Source organism: Microbacterium sp. KU4F (genome assembly GCF_056868075.1).
Map to the genome: position 1 here is coordinate 299,776 of NZ_CP200324.1, position 25,227 is coordinate 325,002.

The window sequence follows — 25,227 nt, forward strand, 5'->3', positions numbered from 1 at the left end:
CTCAGCCCTCGAGGTCGTCGACGCCCGGGAGCCAGGACGCTCCCGGGCGTCCCCATCCGCGCTTGCGTGCGATCTTCTGCGTCGTCTTCCAGTCCGAGTCGCTGAGGCGATCGATGTACAGGATTCCGTCGAGGTGATCGAACTCGTGCTGGAGGATGCGGGCGCGCCAACCGTCGACCTCGATCGAGACCGGACGGCCTTCGAGGTCGGTTCCCGTCACGCGGACTCGCTCCGAGCGGCGCAGCGGAAAGCGCTCGCCTGGGAAGGAGAGGCAGCCCTCCGACTCCTCGTCCTCGTCGGGTTCCCCGGGGATGAGCGGTGTCATCCAGAGCTCGGGGTTGATGATCTCGCCGCGCCACTCGGCGCCCTCGTCGTCCTGATAGGTGTAGGTGAAGATGCGCACGCCCACGCCCACCTGGGGTGCGGCGAGACCGACGCCGGGCGCGGCGTCCATGGTCTCGTACATGTCGGCGACCAAGGAGCGGATCTCGTCGGTCACCTCCTCGACGGGGGCGGCGGGGGAGTGGAGGACGGGATCGCCCATGATGCGAATCGGAAGGACAGCCACGTGTCTGAGCCTACCGAGCGCACGCCTGAGGTTAGGGTCATAGGGTGCTCCCAGCGGAAGTGATCCTGAACGATGTCGCCAACGACCTCGTCGGTGTGTTCCGCGACCCGGGCATCCTGATCGGCATCCCGATCGCCCTTCTGGGTGCGGTGTTCATGTCGCTCGGCGCGCAGTATCAGCACCGCGGTGTCGTCAAGGTCGAGCGCCTCGCGAACGCGTCTGGTGCGAGCGGGCTCAGCGGCGGTCAGCTCCTCCAGCTGCTCAGGCGGCCGTCCTGGGTCGCGGGGACCGTGATGCTCGGCTTGGGGATCACCTGTCAGCTGACGGCTCTCGCCTTCGCGCCGCTGATCCTGGTTCAGCCGCTCGGGGCGGTGTCCCTCGTGATCACGACGCTGCTGAATGCGAGGATCTCCGGACACAAGCCGACGAAGGCGTCGGTGCGTTCGATCATCGCGTGTGTGGGCGGCATCCTCATCTTCGTCACCATTGCTGCTTTCGTCGCGACGGAGCAGCCGATTTCGCAGTCGGAGCTCCTGACGATCCTCGGACTTCTCGCGGTCGTGGTGGTGCTGACCGCCCTCTCCTGGTGGCTGTGGATGCGCAAGCACGCGCGTCCGCTCTTCTACATCGTCGCGGCGGGAGTGCTGTACGCGTTCGTCGCCACCCTCGCGAAGGTCGTGATCAAGAACATCCAGGAGGGCGACTTCGGCTGGCTCTCGATCCTGTGCATCGTGGGTCTGCTCGTCGCGGTCACCCTCGGTGCGTACTTCGTGCAGACCGCGTACTCGGTGGGGCCGCCCGACCTGGTCATCGCGGGGCTCACGGTCATCGACCCCATCGTCGCCGTCGTGATCGGTCTCGTCATCCTCCAGGAGGCGGCGACCGCAGGGGCCTGGGCGATCGCGGGCTTCGTCGTGGCCGGTCTCATCGCGGTCTACGGCGTGTTCTCGCTGACCCGAAACCACCCGCAGGTCATCAGCGACAGTCAGGAACTGCCCCTGCAGCGAGGCAGCCGCGGAGACACCGCGCCGCCGCGATAGGCTTTTCGCCACAGGGGGCGGTGGCCAAGCTGGTCAAGGCAGCGGGCTCATAACCCGACGATCGTGGGTTCAAGTCCCACCCGCCCTACACATGACGGATCGCGCTTATCGCGGACGTATCCGAAACTCCATACGGCGCTGTGACGAGCTTGTGGATTGACTCTCAGGGTGCCGCACGCCCCGCAACTCTCCGATGGCACGGCCGGCCTGCCCGGAGCCGAGTTGCGGGTGCATGAGGATGCGATCCGAGCCAACGCGCGGTACTTCACCCGTCTGACGCGCGGCCGGCTGATGGCGGTGTTGAAGGCAGACGCGTTCGGGCACGGTCCCGTCGCGTCTGCGGTGGTCGAGGAGGGTGCGACCTCGCTGGGGGTCGCGTCGATCGACGAGGCACTCGCCCTTCGCCGAGGCGGTGCCGCCGTCCCGATCCTGAGCTGGCTGAATGCGATCGATGCCGACTTCGCATCGGCCGTGTCGGAGCGCATCGACCTCGGCGTGGCCAGCGTCGCGGCGCTGCATGCCATCGCACGCGCTGCGCATCGCCTTGACGGCCGCGCCCGTGTGCACCTGCACGTCGATCTCGGTATGAGCCGCGACGGCGCACCCGCATCCGAGTGGCGGAGCCTGTGCGAACTCGCCCGGGTGGCCGAGCACGACGGGCGCGTGCAGGTCATCGGCGTCATGGGCCACATGTCGTGCGCGGACCGTCCTGATGACCCCCAGAACCTCCGAGAGCGCCTTCTCTTCGGGGCCGCGATCCGCAGTGCCCGGCACAGGGGCTTGGCGCCCGCCGTCACGCATCTCGCGGCCACGGCGGCGACCATCACCGGGGTCGGCGGCGACCATGACCTGCACCGCATCGGCGCGGGCCTGTACGGGATCGACCCCTCGCAGACCTCGCACGAGCTGCGCTTCGCGCTCTCGCTGCACGCGCCGGTCATCAGCGCGCGACGTGTCGGTGCGCATGTGAGCGTGGGCTATGGCGCCCGCTTCACCACCGACCGCCCTACCCACCTGGCGCTGCTCCCGCTGGGGTATGCGGACGGGTTGCCGCGCGCGGCCTCCCACCGGGCCGAGGTCTTCGTTCGGGGTCGCCGTCGTCCGATCGTCGGCCTCATCTCCATGGACATGGCGGTCATCGACACCGGCGACGACGTACTGACCCCGGGGGAGACCGTGACGTTCTTCGGTCCGGGGGATGCGGGAGAGCCCACCGTGTCGGATTGGGCGAGATGGTCGGACACCATCGAACACGAGATCGTCACGCGGATCGGTGCACGCGTCTCACGCGTGCACCGCAGCGCACATCGAAGGGAACCGTGAATGACCACACTCCGGCAGCGAAGGGTCGCCGTCATCGGCGGCGGAGCGAACGACGAGCACGAGGTGTCGCTCGCGTCGGCCGCCGCGGTGGCGCGTGCGGCGCGAGAACTGGGTGACGATGTCTGCCAGCTGACCATCGATCGGGGAGGGCAGTGGCGAGGCGTCGGCGGATCGCTCACGCCCGCTGACGCCGTCCGACTTCTCGACGGCTGCGACGTCGTGTTCCCGGCGCTGCACGGGGTGAACGGCGAGGACGGCGCCATCGCCGGACTTCTCACCATGCTGGGCGTCCCGTTCGCGGGCTCGCCGGTGCGTGCCGGCGCGTTGGCGATGGACAAATGGGCGATGAAGCTCGTCGCGGGTGCCCTCGGGGTGGCAACGGCGCCGGGGATCCTCATCGAGCCGGGTGATGAGGTCTCGACCGTTCCCCTCGCCGCGCCCTTCGTGGTGAAGCCGACCTCGGGCGGGTCGAGCAACGGGGTCTCGCTGGTCTCCGATGCGGCGGACCTGGCGGTCGCGATCGAACGGGCCCGCTGCGCCGGAGCCAGCGTGCTGGTCGAGCCTTTCATCACCGGACGCGAGGTGGATATCGCCGTCTTCCGCGGGCGCTCGGGCTCATTGCGGGTCGGTGAGCCGCTCGAGATCGCCGTCGCCGAGCGCTCGGTGTTCGACCACGCAGCGAAGTACGACGGCAGCGCACCGTTCATCATCCCCGCGCGTGTGAGCTCGGACGAACTGGAGGTGCTGGAGCGGGACGCGGTGCGTCTCTACGACGCACTCGGATGCGCGGGTGTCGCACGTTTCGACTTCTTCGTCACCGGGCGTGGTGTCGTGCTCAACGAGGTGAACACCACTCCGGGGCTGACCGAGCACTCGCAGGTGCCTCGCATGTTCGCCGCCGTCGGGGTCGGCTACACCGCCCTGATCGATCAGCTGCTCGACGCAGCCGTGGCGCGGTGAACGACGTGAACGCCGACGGAGTGCTGTCGGCGTCATGACCTACGCTCGCGGGGCGAGCGGCGCCGCGCCCGTCGCGATGAGATGTTCGGTGTCGACGGACATCGCGAGAATCTGCGCATCGTGGATGACCTGCTCGTCGTAGCCCGTCAGCCTCTCGGCATGCTGGCTCAGATGCTCTCGCCAGCTTCCGACGTCGAAGGCCTCCACAAGCACGCCGGGCTGCTCCCTGTTGGTGTAGAGGGTCCAGCTGCGTGCCCCGGTTCGCCGCCGGCTGTGCTCGACGAGCGCCATCCGAGTGAGGAACTCGGCCCGGTGCTCGTCGTCCACCCGGTAGCGCACGAGCACCAGCGTCTGCGCGTTCTCATCGATGTCGCCGTCCAGCTCGAGGGGCGGCAGGGGAAGCGCGCCGCGACCGCGGGGGATGTGTGCCGTCGCGGCCAGAGGGAGGGCCAGCTGACTCAGCCCGACCAGCACGACGACGACACCCGCCCCGAGGCAGGCCGTGACCGACCCGGTCCAGCCGGCCACGGCGCCGGCGAGCGCGGACCCGGCCGCTGTCGAGCCGAACAGCACCATCTGATAGATCGAGAGCCCGCGCGTGCGCACCCACGTGGGCAGGAAGGACTGCACGGCTCCGTTGAGCGTTGCGATCACCCCGATCCAGCCGGCACCGCCGATGGCGAGGACGACGACGCTCAGGACCGGCCACGGTGACAGGGCGGTACCGACCATGCTGACCCCGAACACGAGGGCGCACAGCAGAACGGTACGGTTCACGCCGATCGCGTCCCGTAGTCGGGGCATCGTGAAAGCGCCCACGATCGAACCCGCACCGACGCCGGCCAGCAGCACGCCGTAGCCCGTCGCATCCAATCCCAGTCGTTGCGTCGCGAGGAGCGGGAGAAGCGCGTACAGCGCCGAGGCGGGAACGATGAAGAGCCCGAGGCGCAGGTAGAGCGCGCGGATGATCCCCGCGTTGCGGACATAGCGCACACCCGCTCGTGTCGCATCCAGGAAGGGTTCAAAACCGTGCGGTGACGGGCGATAGCCTCGCCACGCCAACAGGACCACGAGGAAGACGGCAAAGGATGCGGCGTTCAGCGCGAAGACGAACGCCACACCCAGGAGCGAGACCAGGGCGCCCGCGATGGCGGGACCGATCGCCCGGGCCACATTCACTGAGATCGAGCTCAACGAAGCCGCGTTCGGGATGAAGGGCGTCGGAACGATCTCAGCGGAGATCGCGCCGTACGCGGGCAGCTGCACAGCGGACGCCGCTCCGAGCACGAGGGTCAACGCGAGCAGCAGATAGGGCGACATCTCACCGCTCATCGTGAGAACGACCAGCGCGCCCCCGATGACCACCTGTGTGGCCTGAACCCAGATCAACAGGGTCCGTCGATTCAGGAGTTCGCCGATCACGCCCGCGGGGATGCCGAGCAGAAGCACGGGCGCGGCACTCGCCGTTTGGACGAGGGCGATGAGCAACGGCGAACTGTGTTGCTCGACGAGGAACCACTGCGCCCCGACCGTCTGCATCCAGCTGCCGATGTTGCTGATCAGGGCGGCGATCCACAACGCGCGGAACGCCGGCACGGTGAGAGGCGCCAGTGTTCCCACTCGCGTCGGCGGCGCGGGAACGGTTGCCGGGTCGGATGCCTCGATCATGCGTTGCCTTTCCTGCGTCCGATGCCGGACACGCACCCAGCAAAGCGCGTCATCCGGTCCGACCCGCAGGACAGCTGACGAAAGAACGCTCGACACGCTCGACGGGATGCAGACATCCAGAGAGTTACAGACTTGTGATTCTCAGGTGCGCCGGAGATAATGGCCGGGACAACCGCATATCCACAGCTCGTTCGCCGAGTCAGGTCGTAGGGGAAGACGCACCTGATGATCGGAGAGAGAATGGCTGCACACATGGCGCGCGGAGTGGTCTTCATCCACTCGGCGCCACGGGCGTTGTGTCCCCACCTCGAGTGGGCCGTCGGGCGCGTCCTCGGGCGTGCCGTGAACTTCGAGTGGTCCGATCAGCCGGTGCTGCCTGGCAGCCGGCGCGCAGAGTTCTACTGGGAAGCCCCGAACGGCACCGGTGCGGCCCTCGCGAGCGCGATGCACGGGTGGGAGCATCTGCGCTTCGAAGTCTCCGAAGATCCGAGCGCGCGCAGCGACGGCGGTCGCTGGATGCATACGCCGGACCTCGGAGTGCATTTCGCGCAGACAGACAGCGCGGGCAACGTGGTGATCGGCGAAGACCGTATCCGTTACGCGATGGAGATCGCCGCGGGCGACGCGGTGGAACTGCAGCGTGAGCTCAGCGTCGCCCTCGGTGGCGCATGGGATGAAGAGCTGGAGCCGTTCCGTCAGGCAGGCGACGAGGCCCCGGTGGTGTGGTTGCACAAGGTCGGCTGACCAAGACCTCGGGCGGCGGGAGCGCTGCTACCGGATGCCGGTCGACCTCGTCCCGGCGCTGGGAAGGCGCACCGCCGCCCGATACGACGAAGGCCCGGAGAGCGTTTGCTCTCCGGGCCTTTCGACGCGAGGGTCAGACGTTCGAGAACGCGACGACGGCGTTGTGACCGCCGAAGCCGAACGAATTGCTGATCGCGAGCTGGTCGCCGGAGCCCAGCGGCTGAGCCGAACCCGACACGCGGAAGGGCACGGCCGGGTCCTGCTCGGTGATGTTGATCGTGGGCGGTGCCTGCCGCTCGCTGATCGCGAGGATCGTGAAGATCGCTTCGAGCGCACCGGTGCCGCCGAGAAGGTGACCCGTGGACGCCTTGGTCGCCGACACGGGGATGTCGTCGATGCGGTCACCGAAGACCGCCTTGAGGGCGGTGTACTCGTTGGGGTCGCCCACGGGCGTCGACGTGGCGTGCGCGTTGATGTGGGTCACGTCGTCGACGGATGCGTCGGCCATCGCGAGCGCGAGCTCCACCGCCCGCGCAGCGCCGGCGCCCTCAGGATCGTTGGCGGTGATGTGGTACGAGTCGGCCGTGACGCCGCCGCCGGCGACGTACGCGTAGATCTTCGCACCGCGCGCGCGAGCGTGCTCCTCGGTCTCGAGGATCAGCGCCGCGGCGCCCTCGCCCATGACGAAGCCGTCGCGGTCGATGCTGGTCGGCCGCGATGCCGTGGCGGGATCGTCGTTGCGCTTGGACAGCGCCTGCATGGAGGCGAACGATGCGATCGTGATGGGGTGGATGGCCGATTCGGTTCCGCCGGCGATGACGACGTCGGCGAGCCCGTCGCGGAGGTGCTCGATCGCGTTGACGATGGACTCCGTGCTGGAGGCGCACGCGCTGGCCACGGTGCGGGCGAATGCGCGGGCGCCGAAGTGCAGCGACAGGTTGCCGGCCGCAGCGTTGGGCATGAGCATCGGGACCGTCATCGGCATGACGCGACGAGGGCCCTTCTCCCGCAGGGTGTCCCATGCGTCCAGAAGGGTCCAGACGCCGCCGATGCCGGTGGCGAAGTCGACGCCCAGACGCTCCGGGGCGACATCCGGCGCGCCGGCGTCGGCCCAGGCCTCCTTGGCCGCGATGAGAGCGAACTGAGAAGAGGGGTCGAGGCGCTTGGCGATCGGCCGCTCCAGCACATCCTCGGGGCGGACCTTCGCCTCGGCGGCGAAGGTCACCGGGAGGGAGTACTGCTCCACCCAGTCGTGCTCGAGAGTGCGGGTGCCGGACTCTCCGTTCAGCAGGGCGGACCAGCTCTCGGGTGCTGTTCCTCCGAGGGGGGAGGAGGCTCCGATGCCGGTGACGACGATGCGGGCGGTGCTCATGTTCGGTCTCCGAGTCGGGGTGGCGGTGGGGGCTGTGCGCCCCCACCGCAGGGGGTCACGCCTGGTTCGAGGTGATGTAGGTGACGGCGTCGCCGACGGTCTTGAGGTTCTTGACCTCGTCGTCGGGGATGGTGACGCCGAACTTCTCCTCGGCGTTGACGACGATGGTCATCATCGAGATCGAGTCGATGTCGAGGTCATCGGTGAAGGACTTCTCGAGCGCGACCTCGTCGGCCGAGATGCCGGTCTCGTCGGTGATGAGCTCGGCGAGTCCGGCGAGGACCTCGTCAGTGGTGAAAGCCATGATGTCTCCTTGTTCGATATGGCTGGGCGTTGACCGCGAATCAGTCTAGAGGCGCGGGGTCTCGGCTCACGGGAGCACGACGACCTGTGCGCCGAATACGAGACCGGCGCCGAAGCCGATCTGGAGCGCGAGGCCGCCGCTGAGTTCGGGATGCTCTTCGAGCAGGCGGTGAGTGGCGAGCGGCACGGAGGCTGCCGACGTGTTGCCCGTGGTCTCGATGTCGCGGCCGATGAGGACCGTGTCGGGCAGGCCCAGCTGCTTGGCGAACTCGTCGATGATGCGCATGTTCGCCTGGTGCGGCACGAAGGCGGCGAGATCGGAGGCGGTGACGCCGGCCTCTTCGAGGGCTTGGCGTGCGACCTTCACCATCTCCCAGACGGCCCATCGGAACACGGTGGGGCCTTCCTGCCGGAGCGTCGGCCAGGGGGAGGTGCCGTCGCGGAACTCGACGAGAGTGGCGTCCATGCCCACCGCATCCGCCTTCGAGCCGTCGGATCCCCAGATGGTGGGGCCGATCGCGGGGGAGTCGCTCGGGCCGATGACGACCGCGCCGGCGCCGTCACCGAGCAGGAACGAGATCGTTCGGTCGGTGGGGTCGACGACGTCCGAAAGCTTCTCCGCGCCGATCACGACGGCGTAGTGCGCGACGCCCGCGCGGATGAGCGCATCGGCCTGGGCGACGCCGTAGGTGAAACCCGCGCACGCGGCGTTCGAGTCGTACGCCGCCGCAGGGTTCGCGCCGATCCGGTCGGCGACGACGGCCGACATCGAGGGAGTCTGGCGGACGTTGCTGATCGTCGCGACGATGACGAGGTCGATCAGCTCGGGAGAGACGCCGGAGCGCTCGACGGCCTCCTTCGCTGCGATCGTGGCGAGGTCCGTGGCGCTCGTGGTCGCGTTGGCTCGCACGCGCGTGACGATGCCGGTGCGCTGGCGGATCCACTCGTCGCTCGAGTTGATCGGTTCGATGAGGTCGTCGTTGGGAACGGCGTTCTCGCCGCGGGCGGCGCCGTAGGAGAGGATGCGTGTGTACTGCGGACCGGTGGTCTGGCGCAGGGTGGGGGCGGTCATGCGTTCTCCTCCGAGAGCAGTGCGACGGCCGCATCCAGGTCGTCTGGGGTCTTGACGGCGACGGCGGGAACACCGCGCAGCCCGCGCTTGGCGAGCCCGGTGAGGGTGCCCGCGGGAGCGAATTCGATGAGGCCGGTGACGCCCGCCGCGGCGAAGGCAGCCATGTCGAGGTCCCAGCGCACGGGCGACGCGACCTGGCCGACCAGCAGGTCGAGCGCACGGGCCCCGTCGGTGACCTCGGAGCCGTCCTTGTTCGTCCAGAGCGTGAGCGTCGGATGCGATGCGGTGAGCTCCGCCGCCGCGGCCGCAAGCGCCTCGACCGCGGGCTCCATGTAGCGCGTGTGGAACGCGCCGGCGACCTGCAGGGGAATGACGCGGGTGCCGCGAGGCGCCTCCGCCGCGAGCTCGCTGAGCGCGCCGAGTGCGCCGGCGGCCACGATCTGACCTCCGCCGTTGTAGTTGGCCGGGGTGAGGTCGAGCTCGGCGAGGCGGGCGAGGACGGCTTCTTCGTCGCCGCCGAGGACGGCGCTCATGCCCGTCTCGACCTGCGCGGCGGCATCCGCCATCGCGCGCCCGCGGACGCCGACCAGGCGCAGGGCAGACACGTCGTCGATCACACCGGATGCGGCAAGGGCAGCGACTTCGCCGACCGAGTGTCCGGCGACACCGGCGGGAAGGCCGGCTGCGCGCGCGACGAGCGCGTGCCACGAGATCAGGCTCGCAGCGACGATGAGCGGCTGCGCCACCTTGGTGTCGCGGATGGCATCGGCATCCCACTCGGTTCCCGCCGCGGCGAGGTCGACCTGCGCCGCCTCCGAGAGCTCGTCGAGCCGAGCGGCGACGCCGTCCAGCTCAAGCCAGGGTGAGAGGAACCCGGGCGTCTGAGAGCCCTGCCCGGGGAAGAGACCGATGATCACCGTTCTATCCTGCCAATCTCCCCGACGGGGGTATGGATGTCATGCGACAAGAAACGCGGGTTCCTTTGCAGATACCCGCCAATTATCAGCGCGGGCGGCGTGTCCCCGCGGCGCGACGGCGCGTGTTGTCGGTTCCGATGGCCCCGAGAACCAGTGCCGTCTGGAGGATGAGCGCCTCACGGGGCCCTGTCGCATCCCAGCCGATGACGTCGGACACGCGCTTGAGCCGGTACCGCACGGTGTTGGGGTGCACGAAGAGCTCGCGCGCCGTTGCCTCGAGCGAGCGGCCGTTGTCGAGGTAGCTCCACAGCGTCGTCACCAGGTCCGAGCTGTGCGCCTTGAGTGGACGATAGATCCGCTCCACGAGGGTGTGCTTGGCGAGCGGATCACCCGCCAGCGCCCGCTCGGGTAGCAGATCGTCGGCCTCGACGGGGCGGGGGGCGTTGCGCCAGGCACGGGCCACGGCGAAGCCGGCGAGGGCGGCGCGCGCGCTCTGGCCCGCGTCGACGAGGGCGGGGACGGTGGGCCCGAGTACGAGGTGGCCCGTGCCGAAGCCGGGCTCGAGGCGCCGCGCGATCTCGGGGAAGGGCAGTTCCGACTGCTCGTCCCCGCCCGCACGGTGGTCGGCGTCGGTGCGTCCGATCACGAGCACGAGACGGGATCCCTGCACGCCCACGAGGACGTCGACGCCGAGCTTGCGGGCCATGCGCCGCAACTGGTCGACATCGAACTGCGGCGGGGTCGTGCCGACCAGGACGGAGACCTCACCGTGCCCGTGCCACCCCAGCGCGGCGATGCGGCTCGGAAGCTCCTCGTCGGCTTCGCCGGTGAGGATCGAATCGACCACGAGCGCCTCGAGGCGTGCATCCCAGAGCCCGCGGGCCTCCGCGGCGCGCGCGTAGACGTCGGCCGCCGTGAAGGCGAGCTCGCGCGAGTAGAGCAGGATCGCCTCGCGGAGATCCTCACCGCGACCCGCGACGCGCTCCTCGGTGACCTCGACGGTCACGCGGATGAGCTGCAGGGTCTGCTGCAAGCTCACCGACCGCAGCAGCTCGCGGGGAGCCGCCGCGAAGATGTCCGCTGCGATCCACGGCGTCGCCGTCGGGTCGTCGTACCACTGGATGAACGACGTGATGCCGGCCTGGGCCACGAGGCCCACCGACGACCGCCGGGCCGGCGGCATGTCGGCGTACCAGGGCAGCGTGTCCTCGAGGCGCTTGAGAGTGACCGTGGCCAGATCCCCGGAGATGCGTCGCAACCAGGCGAGTGTCTCCGTCTTGTCCGACGACGACTCCGGGGATCGGCTCATTCTCAGCTCTCGCCGCCGGCGTTGCCGGAAGTTCCGGCGTTCACGTCGTGCAGACGGTACTTCTCGATCGCCTGAGCGATGACGGAGCGGTCGAGACGCCCCTCGTCCACCAGGCCCTGCAGGGTGCGCACGACGATCGAGGGACCGTCGATCTTGAAGAAGCGACGTGCGGCGGCACGGGTGTCGGAGAAGCCGAAACCGTCGGCGCCCAGGGTCAGGTAGCGGCCCGGGACCCACTGACGGATCTGGTCCTGCACCGCGTGCATGAAGTCGCTGACACCCACCACCGGGCCCTGCGCGTCGCGCAGCTTCTCGGTCAGGTACGCGGTGCGCGGCTCCGCGTCCGGGTTCAGGAAGTTGTGCTCCTCGGCGGCGAGGCCGTCATTGCGCAGCTCGGACCAGGAGGTGACCGACCACACGTCGGCGCTCACTCCCCAGTCCTCGCTGAGCAGCTTCTGCGCCTCGAGCGCCCACGGCACACCGACGCCCGAGGCCAGGATCTGCGCGCGGTGCCCGTCGCCGGAGCCCTCGGAGATGCGGTGGATGCCGCGCACGATGCCGTCGACGTCGACACCCTCCGGCTCGGCCGGCTGCACGATCGGCTCGTTGTAGACCGTGATGTAGTACATGACGTTCGGGTCGGGGTGGTTGCCGCCGTACATGCGGTCGATGCCCGAGCGCACGATGTGGGCGATCTCGTACCCGTAGGCCGGGTCGTAGGAGACGGTTGCCGGATTCGTCGAGGCGAGCAGGTGCGAGTGACCGTCGGCGTGCTGCAGTCCCTCACCGGTCAGCGTCGTGCGACCGGCAGTGGCGCCGATGATGAAGCCGCGGCCCATCTGGTCGCCGACGGCCCACTGGGCGTCGCCCGTGCGCTGGAAGCCGAACATCGAGTAGAAGATGTAGACCGGGATGAGCGGCTGGCCGTGCGTCGCATACGCGGTGCTCGTGGCGGTGAACGCCGCCATGGCGCCGGCCTCGTTGATGCCGACGTGCATGATCTGGCCCTGCGGGCTCTCCTTGTACGCCAGGAGCAGCTCGCGGTCGACCGAGGTGTAGTTCTGGCCGTTCGGGTTGTAGATCTTCGCCGTCGGGAAGTACGCGTCCATGCCGAACGTGCGTGCCTCGTCCGGGATGATCGGGACAATCCGCTCGCCGAAGTCCTTGACGCGCAGCAGATCCTTCAGCAGGCGCACGAACGCCATGGTCGTGGCGATCTCCTGCGTGCCCGAACCCTTCTTGGGCAGCGCGTAGGCCTTGTCGTCCGGCAGCTCGAGGCCGACGTGCGTGGTGCGGCGCTCGGGCAGGAAGCCGCCGAGCTGACGACGGCGCTCGACCATGTACCGGATGGTCTCGTCCTGTGCTCCGGGGTTGTAGTACGGAGGCTGGTACGGGTTCTCCTCGAGCTGCGCGTCCGAGACCGGGATGTGCATCGCGTCGCGGAAGTGCTTCAGGTCGTCGAGGGTCATCTTCTTCATCTGGTGGGTCGCGTTGCGGCCCTCGAAGTGCGGACCCAGGCCGTAGCCCTTGATCGTGTGCGCGAGGATGACGGTCGGCTGGCCCTTGTGCTCGACGGCCGCCTTGAACGCCGCGTAGACCTTGCGGTAGTCGTGGCCGCCGCGCTTGAGGTTCCAGATCTGGTCGTCGGTGTAGTCCTTGACCAGGGCTGCGGCGCGCTCGTCGCGACCGAAGAAGTTCTCGCGGATGTACGCGCCGTTCTCGGCCTTGTATGTCTGGAAGTCGCCGTCCGGGGTGACGTTCATGAGGTTGAGCAGGGCGCCCTGGTCGTCGTTGGCGAGCAGCGAATCCCACTCACGGCCCCAGATGACCTTGATGACGTTCCAGCCGGCACCGCGGAAGAAGCTCTCCAGCTCCTGGATGATCTTGCCGTTGCCGCGGACGGGTCCGTCGAGGCGCTGCAGGTTGCAGTTGACGACGAAGGTCAGGTTGTCGAGACCCTCGTTCGCGGCCACCTGAAGCTGACCACGGCTCTCGACCTCATCCATCTCGCCGTCGCCGAGGAACGCCCAGACGTGCGAGTCGGACAGATCCTTCATGCCGCGGTTGGTGAGGTACTTGTTCGTCATCGCCTGGTAGATGGCGTTGATGGGGCCGAGGCCCATCGAGACGGTGGGGAACTGCCAGTACTCGGGCAGCAGGCGCGGGTGCGGATACGAGGGAAGCCCGAGCGGTGCTGCCGACTTCTCCTGGCGGAACCCGTCCAGCTGCTGTTCGCTCAGGCGTCCCTCGAGGAAGGACCGTGCGTACATGCCGGGCGAGGCGTGGCCCTGGAAGAAGACCTGGTCGCCGCCGTGGGGGTCGTCGAGTCCGCGGAAGAAGTGGTTGAAACCGACCTCGTAGAGCGCGGCCGAGGACGCGTACGTCGAGATGTGTCCGCCGACGCCGATACCCGGGCGCTGCGCGCGGTGCACGGTCATGGCTGCGTTCCAGCGGATCCATGCACGGTAGCGACGTTCGATCTCCTCGTCGCCGGGGAAGTCCGGCTCGTTCTCGGGGGCGATCGTGTTGATGTAGTCGGTGGTGGGAACCATCGGCACACCGAGGTGAAGCTCACGCGAATCCTGGAGCAGGCTCAGCATGATCTCGCGACCGCGACCGCGGCCCTTCGCCTGGACGAGCTGCTCCAGCGACTCGCGCCATTCCGCGGTCTCTTCCGGATCGCTGTCGAGGGGGCCCTGCGAGTACGGATCCTGTTGGTTGACAGTCACGAGACGCCTTTCATCACACGGCAGGTCTTGCCGGAAGGAACCATCGGGTTGGTGCGAGCCTTGTCGGCAGTGGACAAATGCACCATCGTCCAGCTTAGCGAGTGTGTAGACGCCCACGGGTGACATCGCGGCACGGGCCGCCCACGCCGCCGCCTAGACTGTTCAGGAAGGGCCTTTAGCTCAGCTGGTAGAGCGCCACGTTTACACCGTGGATGTCGTCGGTTCGATCCCGGCAGGGCCCACCGAGCGAGGGGCCCCGCGCGTCGCGAAGGCGACGTGCGGGGTAGCAAGGGGGAGGCCCACCGAGCGAGGGGCCCCGCGCGTCGCGAAGGCGACGTGCGGGGTAGCAAGGGGGAGGCCCACCGAGCGAGGGGCCCCGCGCGTCGCGAAGGCGATATCGCATCACTCCACATCCTGACAACGGCGTGATTCGCGCGCGTCGAAGATGGCACTATCGAGCCACGGTGAGAAGGGGGATCACGATGGCGTACGAGCGTGCACGCGGCGGTGCGACAAGATCTCGACGAGGGCACCCTGCGCTGGCGGGGGCCGTGCTGTCGCTCGCCATGACGATCACCGCGTGTTCATCGCCCGAGGTGGAACCCGTCGGACCGGTGGACCTGAACGCAGCCGCGATTCCCGGGGTGGTCGAGACGTTCTTCGGTTATCTCACCGCCGGAGATTCCGGCGCTGCGGTGCGGATGACCGACCTCCCGTTCGACGAATCGGCGAGGGATGCGCCATTCATCGACGACGCCGCGTATCAATCCCTCGCGGACAGGCCGACGCTCAGGGAGGTCGGCGAACCGCAGGTCTCTGACGACGGTGATCGCGCCGACGTCGAGGTGACGTACGCGGTCGGGGAGAGCGAGCGCACGGAGAGCATTCAGCTCGAATTCGTGAAGGCGGCGAACGGCGTCCCTGACCACTGGGTGTTCCTCGTCGACACGGCGCGTGCGGGATTCGACGCGGCCGACGCATCCCTGCTGCCCGAAGGCACCCGTTACAGCGTGAACGGCGTCGATGTGACAGCAGCGTTCTCGAATCTCGCCGGAGCATCACCGCGCGTCATGGCGTTCGCGGGCACCTACCCGATCGAGGTCGAGGTCGCCGGGGAGGAACCGCTGACGATCACGATCGATGTGGACACTCTGTTCGGCGCGAGCGGCGACGACAAGAAGTTCCGCGATCTGGCTGCCCAGCTCGGTGTGACCCGCTGATTCAGGCGGCTCGGCGAGCCGTTCGCGGACCTCTTCGAACCTCTCCGGATCCGGTCCACATTCGGCGTGGGATGCCGGCGCGTCTATCGGTCAGGCCGCGAAGGCGGCCGGGGTGGTGCCGAGCGTGCGCCGGAAGTGGCGGGTGAGATGCGCCTGATCGTGGAACCCGCTCAGGGCCGCTGTGTCCGCCGGCGATACGCCGGCGAGCAGGAGATGCCGCGCACGGTCGATGCGGCGGCCGATGACATATCGGTGCGGAGGGATGCCGTACGCCCGCGAGAACACCCGCACGAGGTGGCTGGGGTGGGTGCCGAGCATACCGGCCGCCTCGTCGATGGTGAACGCGTCGGTGAGGCGGTCGTCGAGAAGGGACCGCAGCCGACGAGCGAGCGGTGCATCGGCGCGTGTCACGATCTCGGCACCCAACTGTTGCTGGATCAGATCGCCGAGACGCAGCACGCTGCCTTCCGCGACGAGCGAGTCGCCGGGCGTGCGGAGCGAACGATGGATCTGTTCGAGCACGGCGCGCAGATGGGCCCCGGTGAGTGATGGGCGCCGGGCGGACGACCCGATCAGCCCCGCGGGCAGCCAGGACTCCTCGAGGTAGAGCACGCGTTTGCGGAAGGCCGCTCCGCGCGTCTCGGACTGCCCGTCGTGCGGAATGTGCGGAGGCAGGATCGTCACACTCGACGCGTCCGCATGTTGACGTCGACCGTCGAGGTCGTAGACCACCGCGCCCGTGTCGATCGACAGCACGGTCCAGGCATTGTGCGTGTGCGCGGGATACGCGTGCTCGGCGAACGTCGCGTGCAAGACCTCTTGGACGAGCGGCACGCCGGGACGCCACGCCCTCACCCGCTCGGTCATGCAAGAAACGTACAAGACCCGCCACCGTCGCGGCGCGACGATGAACCGGTGACTTCCGATGATTCCGCATCCGTCCCTGTCCGCTTCGATACGAAGGTCGTCGTCGTGCTGCGCGAGGACCTCCTTGCGTGGCAGGAGCTGAACGTCACGGCCTTCCTAATGTCGGGCGTCGCAACGATCGAACCCGGGCTGACCGGCGAGCCGTATCGAGACGGCGACGGGGTCGAGTATCTTCCGATGCTCCGTCAACCTGTGGTGGTGATGTCCGCGGACGCGGCGACGTTGGCGGCGGCGAGGGAACGCGCGTTGCGGCGTGAGGTGCCGCTCGCGATCTACACGGCCGAGCTGTTCGCGTCCGGGCACGACGCGGCGAACCGTGCGGCGGTAGCCTCGGTCCCGACCGCCCAGCTCGATCTCGTCGGCGTCGCCATGCGTGGACCGAAGAACGTCGTGGACCGCATCGTGAAGGGTGCTCGGATGCACGCCTGATGTTCGGAACGACCGGCATCCAGGCGCCTCGGCTCACCGTGTCGTGGACTCGTCCATGGCTGCGTCCAGCGTGTGCAGGGTCTGCGCCGCATCTCGGAGCGCCGAGTCGCTGATGCGTGCGGCGGCGAAGAGTGCCTGCCATTCGCGGTGGACCAGTCGAATGCTCTCCTCTGCGGCCTTCGTGATGTACAGCCGCACGGCTCGCTTGTCGGCGGGGTCCTCCTCCCGGCGCAGCTGACCGCTCTTGACCAATCCGTTCAGCGCGGTGCTCGCGTTCGAGGATCGCAGCGCGAGGTCGTGCGCGAGTTCGGACGGGGTCACACCGGGATTCCGATTCACGTACTGGAGCACCAGCCGTTCGACTTGACTGAGCGGAACGATGCCGGGGTCGGCGAAGCGATGGCTGCCGAGCCTTCGGGCGAGGTGCAGCACGGCATCGGCGAGTTCGACGACGGGCGCCAGTTCGCGACGACGCGGTTCGGTCCCGGCTTCGGGGCTGCTTGTCATGTGCGTTATTCTACATCCATAACTATGTTTTCAGAATAGAATGGATGTTCCTGGATGACTGAAGTCTTGACGCGGAAGAGCGCGCCGGGAGCGCGGGGCGACACGGGGCGGATCGCCGGCTCGTTCTTGATCACGCTGGCCGTCTTGGCAGCGGTGGCTCCGTTCGGCACGGATCTGTATCTGTCGGCGTTCCCGCAGATGACAGTGGATCTGGCTACCAACGCGACGGGGGTGCAACTCTCGCTGACCGCCTTCCTCGTCGGCGCCGGCTTGGGGCAGGTGATCTTCGGGCCGTGGTCGGATCGTGTCGGGCGGATGCTGCCCCTCTTGATCGGGCTCGGGGTGTTCCTCGTCGCGAGTGTCGTCTCCGTCTTCGCGGGCAGCGTAGAGATCCTGGTCGCCGCGCGACTGGTCCAGGGGTTGGGCGGTGCCGCGGGGATGGTTCTCGGTCGGGCGATGATCCTGGACCGCGCACGCGGTGTCGCAGCAGCGCGCGCACTGAACGTGATGATGCTGATCGGAGGGGTTGCGCCGGTCGTGGCTCCACTGGCGGGGAGTCTTCTTGCCGAGGCGCTCGGCTGGCGAGGGCTGCTGGGGATCCTCGCGGGTCTGGGCGCAGTGGCCTTCGTCTCCACACTCCTCTTCGTGCGGGAGACCCGTCCGCGTAGCGCACGACAGAGTTCGGCCGGTGCGGCGCGACCGACGGCGTGGAGCGTGCTCCGTTCGCGTTCCTTCTCGGGGAATCTGCTCGCCTTCGCCTGCGGCATGTCGATCATGATGGCCTACATCTCGGCGTCGCCGTTCGTGTACCAGGACATGATGGGGTTCACCCCGCTGGGCTACGGGATCGCCTTCGCGATCAACGCGATCGGTATCGTCGTCGTCACCGGAGCATCGGCCCGTCTCGCCGGACGCGTATCCACCTCGACGCTCGCGCTCACGGGACTGCTCGTGAGCCTGGCCGCGGTGCTCGTCGTCCTCATGTTCACGCTGCTGGCAGTCCCTGCCGCGTGGATGCTGGTGCCGATGTTCTTCGCGATCGCGCCTCTGGGACTTGTCTTCGGCAACGCCACCGCGCTCGCCCTGTCGGCGGTGCCACATGCGGCCACCGGCACCGCGTCGGCGCTCCTCGGTCTGCTTCAGTTCGTCCTCGCCGGCGTCGTGGCAGGTGTGGTCGGCATCGCGGGCGAGGACACGACCCTGCCGCTCGCTCTCACGATGCTCTCGGCCGCACTCATCGCCGTGGGCGGACTGCTCGCGGCACGTCGCGACCGTCCCTGACGGCAGGCCGGCCTCGAGCGAAGCCGTGGGGAGGAAGGTGCCGTCATGGGAATGTCGGCACCTTCCTCGGGCTCAGCAGCCGGGACCTCGGGGATTCTGCGCGCACGTCTTGTCCACGAGTGCCGTGCGGGCCTCGAGGACGCGCAGCGTCTGCGGCGCGGCGTTCGCAGTGACGGTTCCATTGACGGCTCGTGTCGTGACGCCGAAGTCGACCACGGCGGCGTAGGCGACGCTCACGGCGATCGTGTAGTTCCCGGGCGCGCCATAGGTGTGGCTCGTCGGGGTCGGCGTGAACTGAGCCTGTCCGAGGGCCGCCCACGGGGCGCCGCCCGTCGACGACGTGCCGATCTTGCCGTCGCCGTAGTCGAACCGGTACGCGACCGGAGTGAATCGCACCGTCACGGGGCGGTCGAACAGTGTGCCCGCGATCGTGTGCTCGGACGCTCCCGCGATGACGTTGGTGGGCAGCCCTGCAACGCCGAGACCCGCCGGTTCCGCGGCGAAGGACGGTCGCTGCGGAGTGAACGCCGCGAGGTCCGCCACAGTGACAGCGGGAATCTCCTCCGTCGGCTCGTCCTGCGGAATGTGGTCGTAGAGGAGGTCCATGCCGTACGGGTTCGCAGGCTCCGCGGGGGTCGCTCCACCGCCCCCGTTGCCGCCCGTGGGGATCCACTCCGATCCGCCGCCATTCGTTCCCGGCTGCGTCTGCGACCCCTCCACGATCACCGACGTGCCGTCTGTGCTGGCGCACCCGCCCAGCACCGACGGGGCTCCGGCGCAACCTGGATTCGAAGTCGCTAGAAGCAATCCCGCGAGGAGCAAGGCCGCGTTGAATGTCGCACTTACAAACATCGGCCAGCAATCTCGCTAGGACGTATCTCAAGGAGCTTTGCGATCGCGAGATCGACATCGACCGCGACCGACTGAATATCGGGACGAGAGTCGGGCACGATCGAGGATCCGTCCGAGTCAAGAACGTCGACTTCAGAGACATCCAGACAAACGGCGATCGTCGCGAGGTTGTCGCTCCTGTCCAACAGCTCAGCATTGGAGTAAGTGATCTTCCCAGTGATCGTGTTGCCCTCAGCGTGCAGTTGCGAATAGCTTTCGCGTTCCGATGCGTTGAGTTCTCCAGAGGTCAGCTCGTACACCGGCTCGAAGGTGGCGGGATCACTGAGATCGACCTGGTTCAGCGCATCGATGTACGCGCGGTAGGTCGCCTCTGCGGCGGCGAAGGCTTCGGCCTCGGTGGCGAAGCCGCTCGGTGTGGTCGTCGGCTCGGGCGACGGCGTCGTGCAGCCGGCGAGGGTCAACGTCGCGAACAGGCCGATCATGGCCGCAATCGAGACGTGACGCCGGAACATGTCGCCACGGTAGCGGCGGACATCGAGTGTCGGCAGGGCTTATCCACAGCCGACCGGCTGCCCGCATCTGCTTACTCGTGCGCGCGGTCGACGTTCCGACCGTCGGAGATTCCCGCCGATGTCGGAGGATTCAGGCGCAAACCTCCGACGGGACACGGAATCTCCGACAGGCGTGCGACGGATGCGCGCACCGCGCCGACCGGCAGGCCTTCTGCAGTGCCGCGAGTGGGGGAGGAGAGGTCAACCCCAGCGGCGGACGGCCCACTTCTGCAAGACCGCAAGCAGGGAGTCGGTGAGCTTGCCGATGACCGCGAGCAGGATGATGGCGAGCACGATCTGATCGACGCGGCCGTTGTTCTGGCCGCGCAGGAGCAAGAACCCGAGGCCCATGGATGCGCCGAGGAGCTCGGCCGCCACGAGGAAGAGCCACGCCTGCACGAGCGCCAGGCGCAGACCGGAGAAGAGCGCGGGCAGAACCGCGGGCAGCTGCACCGTGAAGAACAGGCGCAGGCCGGTGTAGCCGAACGAGCGACCCATCTCGACGAGCTGTGCGTCGACGTGACGCAGCGCGAGCGAGACCGTCGTGAAGACGGGGAAGAACGCGCCGATCGCGATGAGGATGATCTTCGACTGCTCGCCGACCAAGAACCACACGATGAGCAACGGGACCCACGCGAGGCTCGGCACGGCGCGGATGACGCCGAGCGTGGGGGAGAGCAGCGCGTCCCAGAATCGCGACAGCCCGATGAGACCGCCGAGTGAGATGCCGAGCAGCGCACCGGCGGTGAATCCGATGACGACGCGCTGCAGCGAGATGGCGGTGAACTGCCACAACTCACCCCGCTGGGCGAGGTCCACGCCCGCGGTGAAGACGGCCTCGGGGCTCGGGAACTTGTACGCCGGCACGATGGGTGCCGCCGGGTTCGTCAGCAGGAACCACAGCGCGATGAGGACGACCGGCACCACCCAGCCCAGGAGGGTGCGCACGCTGCGGCGTGACAGCGGTCCGGGTGCGGATGCGGTCTGTGACGTGCGTGCAGGGGTGCCGGTCGTGCTCATCGTCGTGTCGTCCTCTCGGCCGCGGGCGTCAGCCCTTGGCCTTCTCGGCGAACTCCGGCGCGAACAGGGTGTCAAGCGCCTGGTCGACCTTGTCCTGCGATTTCACGTCGCCCAGCGAGACCTGGATCGCGCCGATCGGGGCGAGCACGCTCGACAGCGCGGAGCCGGGCACCGGATCGACATCGAGGCCCTCACGCTCGTCGATGACCTTCTGGGCGACGGCGAGATCGATCGAGGCGGCATCGGCGAGGATCTGCGCCGTCTTGTCGGGGTTATCCAGTGCCCACGCACGTGCACGCTCGTACGCGTCGACGACGACCTGCACGATCTCGGGGTGGTCCTTGATGATCGATTCGGTGGCGTTCAGCACGCTGTACGAGTTGAAGTCGAGGTTGCGGTAAAGCAGCTTTGCACCGCTGGCCTCTGCGGACGCCATGATCGGGTCGAGACCCGCCCATGCCTGCACGGATCCGCCCTGGAGCGCGGCCCAGCCGTCGGCGTGGATGAGGTTCTGCACGGTGACGTCGTCGATCGACAGGCCCTCCGCCTCCAGAGCCTGGACGAGGAAGAAGTACGGGTCGGTGCCCAGGGCTGCAGCGACCGACTTGCCCTTCAGATCTGCGACCGATGTGATGTCGGAGTCGGCGGGCACCACGAGCGCGGACCACTCGGGCTGTGCGACGACGTCGACGATCTGCTGGGGCACGTCGTTGGAGCGGGCGAGCAGCGCTGCCGAGCCCGCCGTCGAACCGAAGTCGATGGCGCCGGCGCGCAGGGCCTCGTTCGCCTTCGACGAGCCCAGCGACTGCACCCACTCGACGTTGTAGCCGTCGGCCTCGAGCCAGCCCTGATCCTTGATGATGAGGCTGAGCGGGTTATAGGTCGCCCAGTCGAGCTTGATGGTGACGTCGGATGCGGCGGCGTCGCTGCCCGCGGCAGCGGGAGCATCCTCGCCGGCGACGCAGCCCGACAGGGCGACGGCGGCGACGGCGAAGCCGGCGAAGGCACCGAGGAAACGGCGTGAGCGGGACATGAGGGCCTCTCGATTGCTGTGGAAAGGAAGGGTGCGGAAGGGAAGGCGTCAGTGCGCGTGGCGATCGATACCGAGCGCGCCGAGCAGATCGGCACGGAGCTCGGCGAGTTCGGCTGAGCCGCGGTCGCGCGGGCGGGTTCCGGGAACCGTCACCAGGCGCTGGATGCGGGCACCCGCCGAACCCGGCTCGACGCCGAGAACGATCACCCGATCGGCGACCTGCAGGGCCTCGTTGACGTCGTGCGTGACCAGAAGCGTCGTCGTGGGCGCTTCGTCGAGGATCGAGAGCAGGAGATCCTGCATCTTGAGTCTTGTCAGCGCATCGAGAGCGCCGAACGGTTCGTCGAGCAGGAGCACGCCGGGGCGTCGCGCGAGCGCGCGAGCGAGCGAGGTGCGCTGTGCCATCCCGCCGGAGATTTCGCGCGGACGGTGGTTCGCGAAGGCGGTGAGCCCGATGAGCTCGAGCAGGGATCCGATGCGCTGAGAGCGCTCGTCGCGCGAGAGGCCGGGACCGAGCCCGAGTGCGATGTTCTCCGAGACGGATCTCCATGGCAGCAGCCGCGGCTCCTGAAAGCCGATGGCGACGCGGGCGTCGTGGGCAGCGACAGGCCGACCGTCGATCGACACCGACCCCTCGCTCGCGCGATCGAGGCCGCCCGCGATGCGCAGCAACGTCGACTTTCCCGAGCCGGAGGCGCCGAGGATGGCGACCAGCTCGCCCGGCTCGACCGTCAGGTCGATCCCGTCCAGCACGACGTGCGTGCCGAAGGTGCGCCCCAGGCCGTCGAACTGCAGACGGGATGCGGGCGCTGCCGCATCCGGGTGGACGCGGTTCGTGGCGACGGCGGTGCTCATGACGGGCTCCTCGGGGCGGGCGGGGGTCGAGTCCCGAAACTAACGAGCCTCGCGGGCCGGAGCACACCGGCCGACACGCGAGGTAACAAGCCGTCACCGCAGCGCCGCCGCGGTGCACGGTGCGCTGGCGTAGGTTGGAGGGGTGAACGCCGCCCACGCTGACCAGTTGCGCCTGTTGGACCTCGCCGACATCGACGCCCGCCGTGCGCAGGCCGATCACGCCCGACGCAATCCGCCGCAGGCCACTCGCATCGGCGAGCTCGTGAAGGCTAAGCAGCAGCTCGCGCAGGAGCTCGCCGCGCGCCAGAACGTCGTCGACGACGTCGCCGTGGAGCTGCGGCGTGTGGAGGGCGATGTGGCGCTGGTCGTCGCGCGACGTCAGCGCGATGAGGAGCTGCTGCAGAAGACGGCGAGCGCCAAGGACGCCGTCGGCCTCGAGCGCGAGCTCGCGTCTCTCACCCGTCGTCAGGACGAGCTCGAGGAGGCGCAGCTCGAGCTCATGGAGCGTCTCGAAGCCGCGGAAGCGGCCGTCGCCGAGCAGCAACAGCTGGTGGCCGCGAACAACGACGAGGGATCGCGCCTCTCGGCGGAGGCGAAGGAGACGGTGGAAGCCGCGTCGGCGCTCGAGCAGCAGCTCGGCCGCGACCGCGCCGCCGTCGCCGGCTCCGTTCCGGAGCAGCTCCTCGCGCTGTACGAAAAGCTCGCGACGCGCTCGGCCGGGGCGGCCCTTTTCCAGGCCCGCACCTGCGGCGGGTGCCACATGATGCTCTCCGGCACCGACCTCGCAGCCCTGAGGCAGGTCGCCGACGACGTCGTGGCGACATGCCCCGAGTGCGGCTGCATCCTCGTGCGCACCGCCGAATCGGGGTTGTGAGCCGCCGCGGTCCGATGAGATGACCGGCCGCGAAAGCTCGCCGTCGTTGTCCTGGCGGATCGTCGCGGCCGACGGCGTCCGTGATGTGTCCGGCGACGCGCCGACGCCCACCCGCTGGGTGTGGGCCGATACTGCCGCGAGCTATCCGGTGATCCTCCAGGCGGGGGATCGCGTGGCGCGCGCGTGGGACGTGCGGCTGGCCCGCCGCATCCTGCGCCACAGCCCGCTGAGCCCCGCGAGCGTGCCGTGGAGCGCGAGTGACCGGTGGGATCTCGCCCCGACCGCGAACGACGGCGGGGAGACGCTGTTCGCGTTCGACCAGGTGCCCGCCTTCGATCTCGATGAGGTCGAGGCCGAGTGGCGCGCTCAGCAGGGCGTCATCGGCGCATCGCACGATCCGGGGCGATTGACGCTGCTCATCACGGCGGAGTCCGCGGGCGCGCTGATCGCCGCCGAGATGCACGCCGCGGGCCTGCCCTGGCATCGCGCGACACACGAGCGGATCCTGGTCGACACGCTCGGTCGTCGCCCCGTGGCGGGCGGTGCGCCCGACCGGATGCGCGAGGTGGGTGAACGGGTACGCGCGGCACTCGGTGACGCGTCGCTTTCGTTGGACTCCCCGCCGCGGGTGCTGCGGGCGCTGCATCGGGCCGGGTTGACGGTGGGCTCGACGAGCAAGTGGGAGCTGGCTCAGATCGAGCATCCGGTGGTGGAGCCGCTTCTGGAGTACAAGAAGCTCGCGAGGCTCTACACGGCGAACGGCTGGGCGTGGCTGGACGAGTGGGTACGCGATGACCGCTTTCGCCCCGTATACGTGCCGGCAGGCGTCGTGACGGGTCGCTGGGCATCGAGCGGCGGGGGAGCACTGCAGATCCCGAGGCAGCTGCGTCCGGCCGTGCGCCCCGATCCCGGGTGGGTCATCGTGGATGCGGATGTGGCCCAGCTCGAGCCGCGTGTGCTCGCCGCGATGTCCCGCGACACGAGGATGGCGGAGGCGGCGCGCGGGCGGGACCTGTACGAGGGGATCGTCGCCACCGGCGCGGTCGCGACCCGTGAGGAGGCGAAGTACGCGGTCCTCGGGGCGATGTACGGCGCGACCACCGGCGACAGTGGACGCCTCGTACCGCGTCTGCGCAAGACGTTCCCGAGGGCGATGGCCCTCGTCGACGACGCGGCGGTCGCCGGGGAAGACGGCCGCGGGGTGGCCACCTGGCTCGGACGCGGCACACCCGACGCGGAGGCGCCGTGGCTTGCGTTGCAGGCGCGCGCGAGCGAGGTGGATGCGGAGCCGGGCGTTCGCGAGGGTGCGCTGCGCGCTGCGCGCGAACGTGGCCGCTTCACGAGGAACTTCGTCGTGCAGGGCACCGCGGCGGAGTGGGCGCTGTGCTGGCTCGCCGAGATCCGGCGGCGCCTGGACGCACTGCCGGCGGCATCAGGACCGCCCGCATCCGCATCCGGGCCGGCGTTCGCAGATCGCGCGCATCTGGTGTTCTTCCTCCACGACGAGGTCATGGTGCACGCGCCGGAGCAACTGGCGGACGCGGCCGCGCGGGCGGTGGCCGAGGCCGCCGAGGCGGCAGGGCGCCTGCTGTTCGGCACGTTCCCGATCGACTTCCCGCTCGATGTCGAGGTCATCCGACAGGAGCCGGACGATGCGGCTCAGCCCCGGTAGA

The 25,227-nt window shown here is 68.8% G+C and carries 24 protein-coding genes and 2 tRNA genes; 11 read left to right on the forward strand and 15 right to left on the reverse strand.

Annotated elements, in window-relative coordinates; translation table 11 throughout:
- Position 1 precedes the first annotated feature (1 nt).
- On the reverse strand, positions 2 to 568 hold the full coding sequence (def, locus tag AC1VNH_RS01520; RefSeq protein WP_483109580.1) for a peptide deformylase: 567 nt from the start codon (positions 566 to 568) through the stop codon (positions 2 to 4).
- Positions 569 to 612: 44 nt separating this feature from the next.
- On the opposite strand from def, the gene AC1VNH_RS01525 reads away from it, so the two are divergent.
- The 4 genes from AC1VNH_RS01525 to AC1VNH_RS01540 all read left to right on the forward strand — a co-directional run bounded on the left by AC1VNH_RS01525 (position 613) and on the right by AC1VNH_RS01540 (position 3,891).
- Positions 613 to 1,608, forward strand: a complete 996-nt coding sequence (locus AC1VNH_RS01525; protein WP_234072981.1) for a DMT family transporter — start codon at positions 613 to 615, stop codon at positions 1,606 to 1,608.
- Between the two features lie 14 nt (positions 1,609 to 1,622).
- Positions 1,623 to 1,696 (forward strand) — tRNA-Ile (locus AC1VNH_RS01530).
- Positions 1,697 to 1,776: 80 nt separating this feature from the next.
- Complete coding sequence (gene alr / locus AC1VNH_RS01535; RefSeq protein ID WP_483109581.1) at positions 1,777 to 2,931, forward strand: alanine racemase; 1,155 nt, start codon at positions 1,777 to 1,779, stop codon at positions 2,929 to 2,931.
- Positions 2,932 to 3,891, forward strand: a complete 960-nt coding sequence (locus tag AC1VNH_RS01540; RefSeq protein ID WP_483109582.1) for a D-alanine--D-alanine ligase family protein — start codon at positions 2,932 to 2,934, stop codon at positions 3,889 to 3,891.
- A 39-nt stretch (positions 3,892 to 3,930) separates the two neighbouring features.
- Here the strand turns inward: AC1VNH_RS01540 and AC1VNH_RS01545 are convergent, their stop codons facing one another.
- A complete protein-coding gene (locus AC1VNH_RS01545) occupies positions 3,931 to 5,559 on the reverse strand; it encodes an MFS transporter (RefSeq protein ID WP_483109583.1) in 1,629 nt (542 codons plus the stop codon).
- A gap of 240 nt (positions 5,560 to 5,799) precedes the next feature.
- Here AC1VNH_RS01545 and AC1VNH_RS01550 point away from each other — a divergent pair, with 240 nt between their 5' ends.
- The gene (locus AC1VNH_RS01550; protein WP_483109584.1) at positions 5,800 to 6,303 is read left to right on the forward strand and encodes a DUF3145 domain-containing protein; all 504 of its coding nucleotides are present in this window, start codon (positions 5,800 to 5,802) and stop codon (positions 6,301 to 6,303) included.
- Positions 6,304 to 6,436: 133 nt separating this feature from the next.
- Here AC1VNH_RS01550 and AC1VNH_RS01555 read toward each other — a convergent pair whose 3' ends face one another.
- The 6 genes from AC1VNH_RS01555 to aceE all read right to left on the reverse strand — a co-directional run bounded on the left by AC1VNH_RS01555 (position 6,437) and on the right by aceE (position 14,005).
- Positions 6,437 to 7,675, reverse strand: coding sequence for a beta-ketoacyl-[acyl-carrier-protein] synthase family protein (locus tag AC1VNH_RS01555; RefSeq protein WP_483109585.1), 1,239 nt, complete (start codon positions 7,673 to 7,675; stop codon positions 6,437 to 6,439).
- Between the two features lie 55 nt (positions 7,676 to 7,730).
- Entirely contained in the window at positions 7,731 to 7,979 is a 249-nt protein-coding gene (locus AC1VNH_RS01560; protein ID WP_019182110.1) for an acyl carrier protein, read from the reverse strand.
- A gap of 66 nt (positions 7,980 to 8,045) precedes the next feature.
- A complete protein-coding gene (locus AC1VNH_RS01565) occupies positions 8,046 to 9,050 on the reverse strand; it encodes a beta-ketoacyl-ACP synthase III (protein ID WP_483109586.1) in 1,005 nt (334 codons plus the stop codon).
- Positions 9,047 to 9,967 (reverse strand): ACP S-malonyltransferase, encoded by a 921-nt coding sequence (locus AC1VNH_RS01570; RefSeq protein WP_483109587.1) that lies wholly within the window; start codon positions 9,965 to 9,967, stop codon positions 9,047 to 9,049. Before AC1VNH_RS01570 ends, AC1VNH_RS01565 begins: the two co-directional genes overlap by 4 nt.
- A gap of 85 nt (positions 9,968 to 10,052) precedes the next feature.
- The gene (locus AC1VNH_RS01575) at positions 10,053 to 11,276 is read right to left on the reverse strand and encodes a PucR family transcriptional regulator (protein ID WP_137416865.1); all 1,224 of its coding nucleotides are present in this window, start codon (positions 11,274 to 11,276) and stop codon (positions 10,053 to 10,055) included.
- A 2-nt stretch (positions 11,277 to 11,278) separates the two neighbouring features.
- Positions 11,279 to 14,005: a pyruvate dehydrogenase (acetyl-transferring), homodimeric type gene (gene aceE / locus AC1VNH_RS01580; RefSeq protein WP_483109588.1), complete on the reverse strand. Its 2,727-nt coding sequence runs from the start codon at positions 14,003 to 14,005 to the stop codon at positions 11,279 to 11,281.
- A 169-nt stretch (positions 14,006 to 14,174) separates the two neighbouring features.
- Between aceE and AC1VNH_RS01585 the strand changes: the two genes are divergently transcribed.
- Positions 14,175 to 14,247 (forward strand) — tRNA-Val (locus AC1VNH_RS01585).
- 240 nt (positions 14,248 to 14,487) lie between these two features.
- Positions 14,488 to 15,225 (forward strand): hypothetical protein, encoded by a 738-nt coding sequence (locus AC1VNH_RS01590; RefSeq protein ID WP_483109589.1) that lies wholly within the window; start codon positions 14,488 to 14,490, stop codon positions 15,223 to 15,225.
- A gap of 90 nt (positions 15,226 to 15,315) precedes the next feature.
- Here AC1VNH_RS01590 and AC1VNH_RS01595 read toward each other — a convergent pair whose 3' ends face one another.
- The gene (locus AC1VNH_RS01595; protein WP_483109590.1) at positions 15,316 to 16,092 is read right to left on the reverse strand and encodes a helix-turn-helix transcriptional regulator; all 777 of its coding nucleotides are present in this window, start codon (positions 16,090 to 16,092) and stop codon (positions 15,316 to 15,318) included.
- A gap of 48 nt (positions 16,093 to 16,140) precedes the next feature.
- Between AC1VNH_RS01595 and AC1VNH_RS01600 the strand changes: the two genes are divergently transcribed.
- Positions 16,141 to 16,581 carry a DUF2000 family protein gene (locus AC1VNH_RS01600; protein WP_483109591.1) on the forward strand — a complete coding sequence of 147 codons (441 nt, stop codon included), beginning with the start codon at positions 16,141 to 16,143 and terminating at the stop codon, positions 16,579 to 16,581.
- Between the two features lie 33 nt (positions 16,582 to 16,614).
- Here the strand turns inward: AC1VNH_RS01600 and AC1VNH_RS01605 are convergent, their stop codons facing one another.
- A complete protein-coding gene (locus tag AC1VNH_RS01605; protein ID WP_483109592.1) occupies positions 16,615 to 17,088 on the reverse strand; it encodes a MarR family winged helix-turn-helix transcriptional regulator in 474 nt (157 codons plus the stop codon).
- A gap of 54 nt (positions 17,089 to 17,142) precedes the next feature.
- Here AC1VNH_RS01605 and AC1VNH_RS01610 point away from each other — a divergent pair, with 54 nt between their 5' ends.
- A complete protein-coding gene (locus AC1VNH_RS01610) occupies positions 17,143 to 18,369 on the forward strand; it encodes a multidrug effflux MFS transporter (protein WP_483109593.1) in 1,227 nt (408 codons plus the stop codon).
- A 72-nt stretch (positions 18,370 to 18,441) separates the two neighbouring features.
- On the opposite strand, the gene AC1VNH_RS01615 is transcribed toward AC1VNH_RS01610, so the two are convergent.
- The 5 genes from AC1VNH_RS01615 to AC1VNH_RS01635 all read right to left on the reverse strand — a co-directional run bounded on the left by AC1VNH_RS01615 (position 18,442) and on the right by AC1VNH_RS01635 (position 22,680).
- Positions 18,442 to 19,095, reverse strand: coding sequence for a PKD domain-containing protein (locus tag AC1VNH_RS01615; protein WP_483109594.1), 654 nt, complete (start codon positions 19,093 to 19,095; stop codon positions 18,442 to 18,444).
- Positions 19,096 to 19,211: 116 nt separating this feature from the next.
- Positions 19,212 to 19,733: a hypothetical protein gene (locus AC1VNH_RS01620; RefSeq protein ID WP_483109595.1), complete on the reverse strand. Its 522-nt coding sequence runs from the start codon at positions 19,731 to 19,733 to the stop codon at positions 19,212 to 19,214.
- A gap of 240 nt (positions 19,734 to 19,973) precedes the next feature.
- Positions 19,974 to 20,792 carry an ABC transporter permease gene (locus AC1VNH_RS01625; protein ID WP_243227965.1) on the reverse strand — a complete coding sequence of 273 codons (819 nt, stop codon included), beginning with the start codon at positions 20,790 to 20,792 and terminating at the stop codon, positions 19,974 to 19,976.
- Positions 20,793 to 20,820: 28 nt separating this feature from the next.
- Positions 20,821 to 21,825: an aliphatic sulfonate ABC transporter substrate-binding protein gene (locus AC1VNH_RS01630; protein ID WP_483109596.1), complete on the reverse strand. Its 1,005-nt coding sequence runs from the start codon at positions 21,823 to 21,825 to the stop codon at positions 20,821 to 20,823.
- A 48-nt stretch (positions 21,826 to 21,873) separates the two neighbouring features.
- Positions 21,874 to 22,680, reverse strand: a complete 807-nt coding sequence (locus tag AC1VNH_RS01635; protein ID WP_483109597.1) for an ABC transporter ATP-binding protein — start codon at positions 22,678 to 22,680, stop codon at positions 21,874 to 21,876.
- A 142-nt stretch (positions 22,681 to 22,822) separates the two neighbouring features.
- Between AC1VNH_RS01635 and AC1VNH_RS01640 the strand changes: the two genes are divergently transcribed.
- Complete coding sequence (locus AC1VNH_RS01640; protein ID WP_483109598.1) at positions 22,823 to 23,554, forward strand: zinc ribbon domain-containing protein; 732 nt, start codon at positions 22,823 to 22,825, stop codon at positions 23,552 to 23,554.
- Positions 23,555 to 23,573: 19 nt separating this feature from the next.
- Positions 23,574 to 25,226: a bifunctional 3'-5' exonuclease/DNA polymerase gene (locus tag AC1VNH_RS01645; protein ID WP_483109599.1), complete on the forward strand. Its 1,653-nt coding sequence runs from the start codon at positions 23,574 to 23,576 to the stop codon at positions 25,224 to 25,226.
- The last annotated feature ends 1 nt before the right edge of the window (position 25,227 follow it).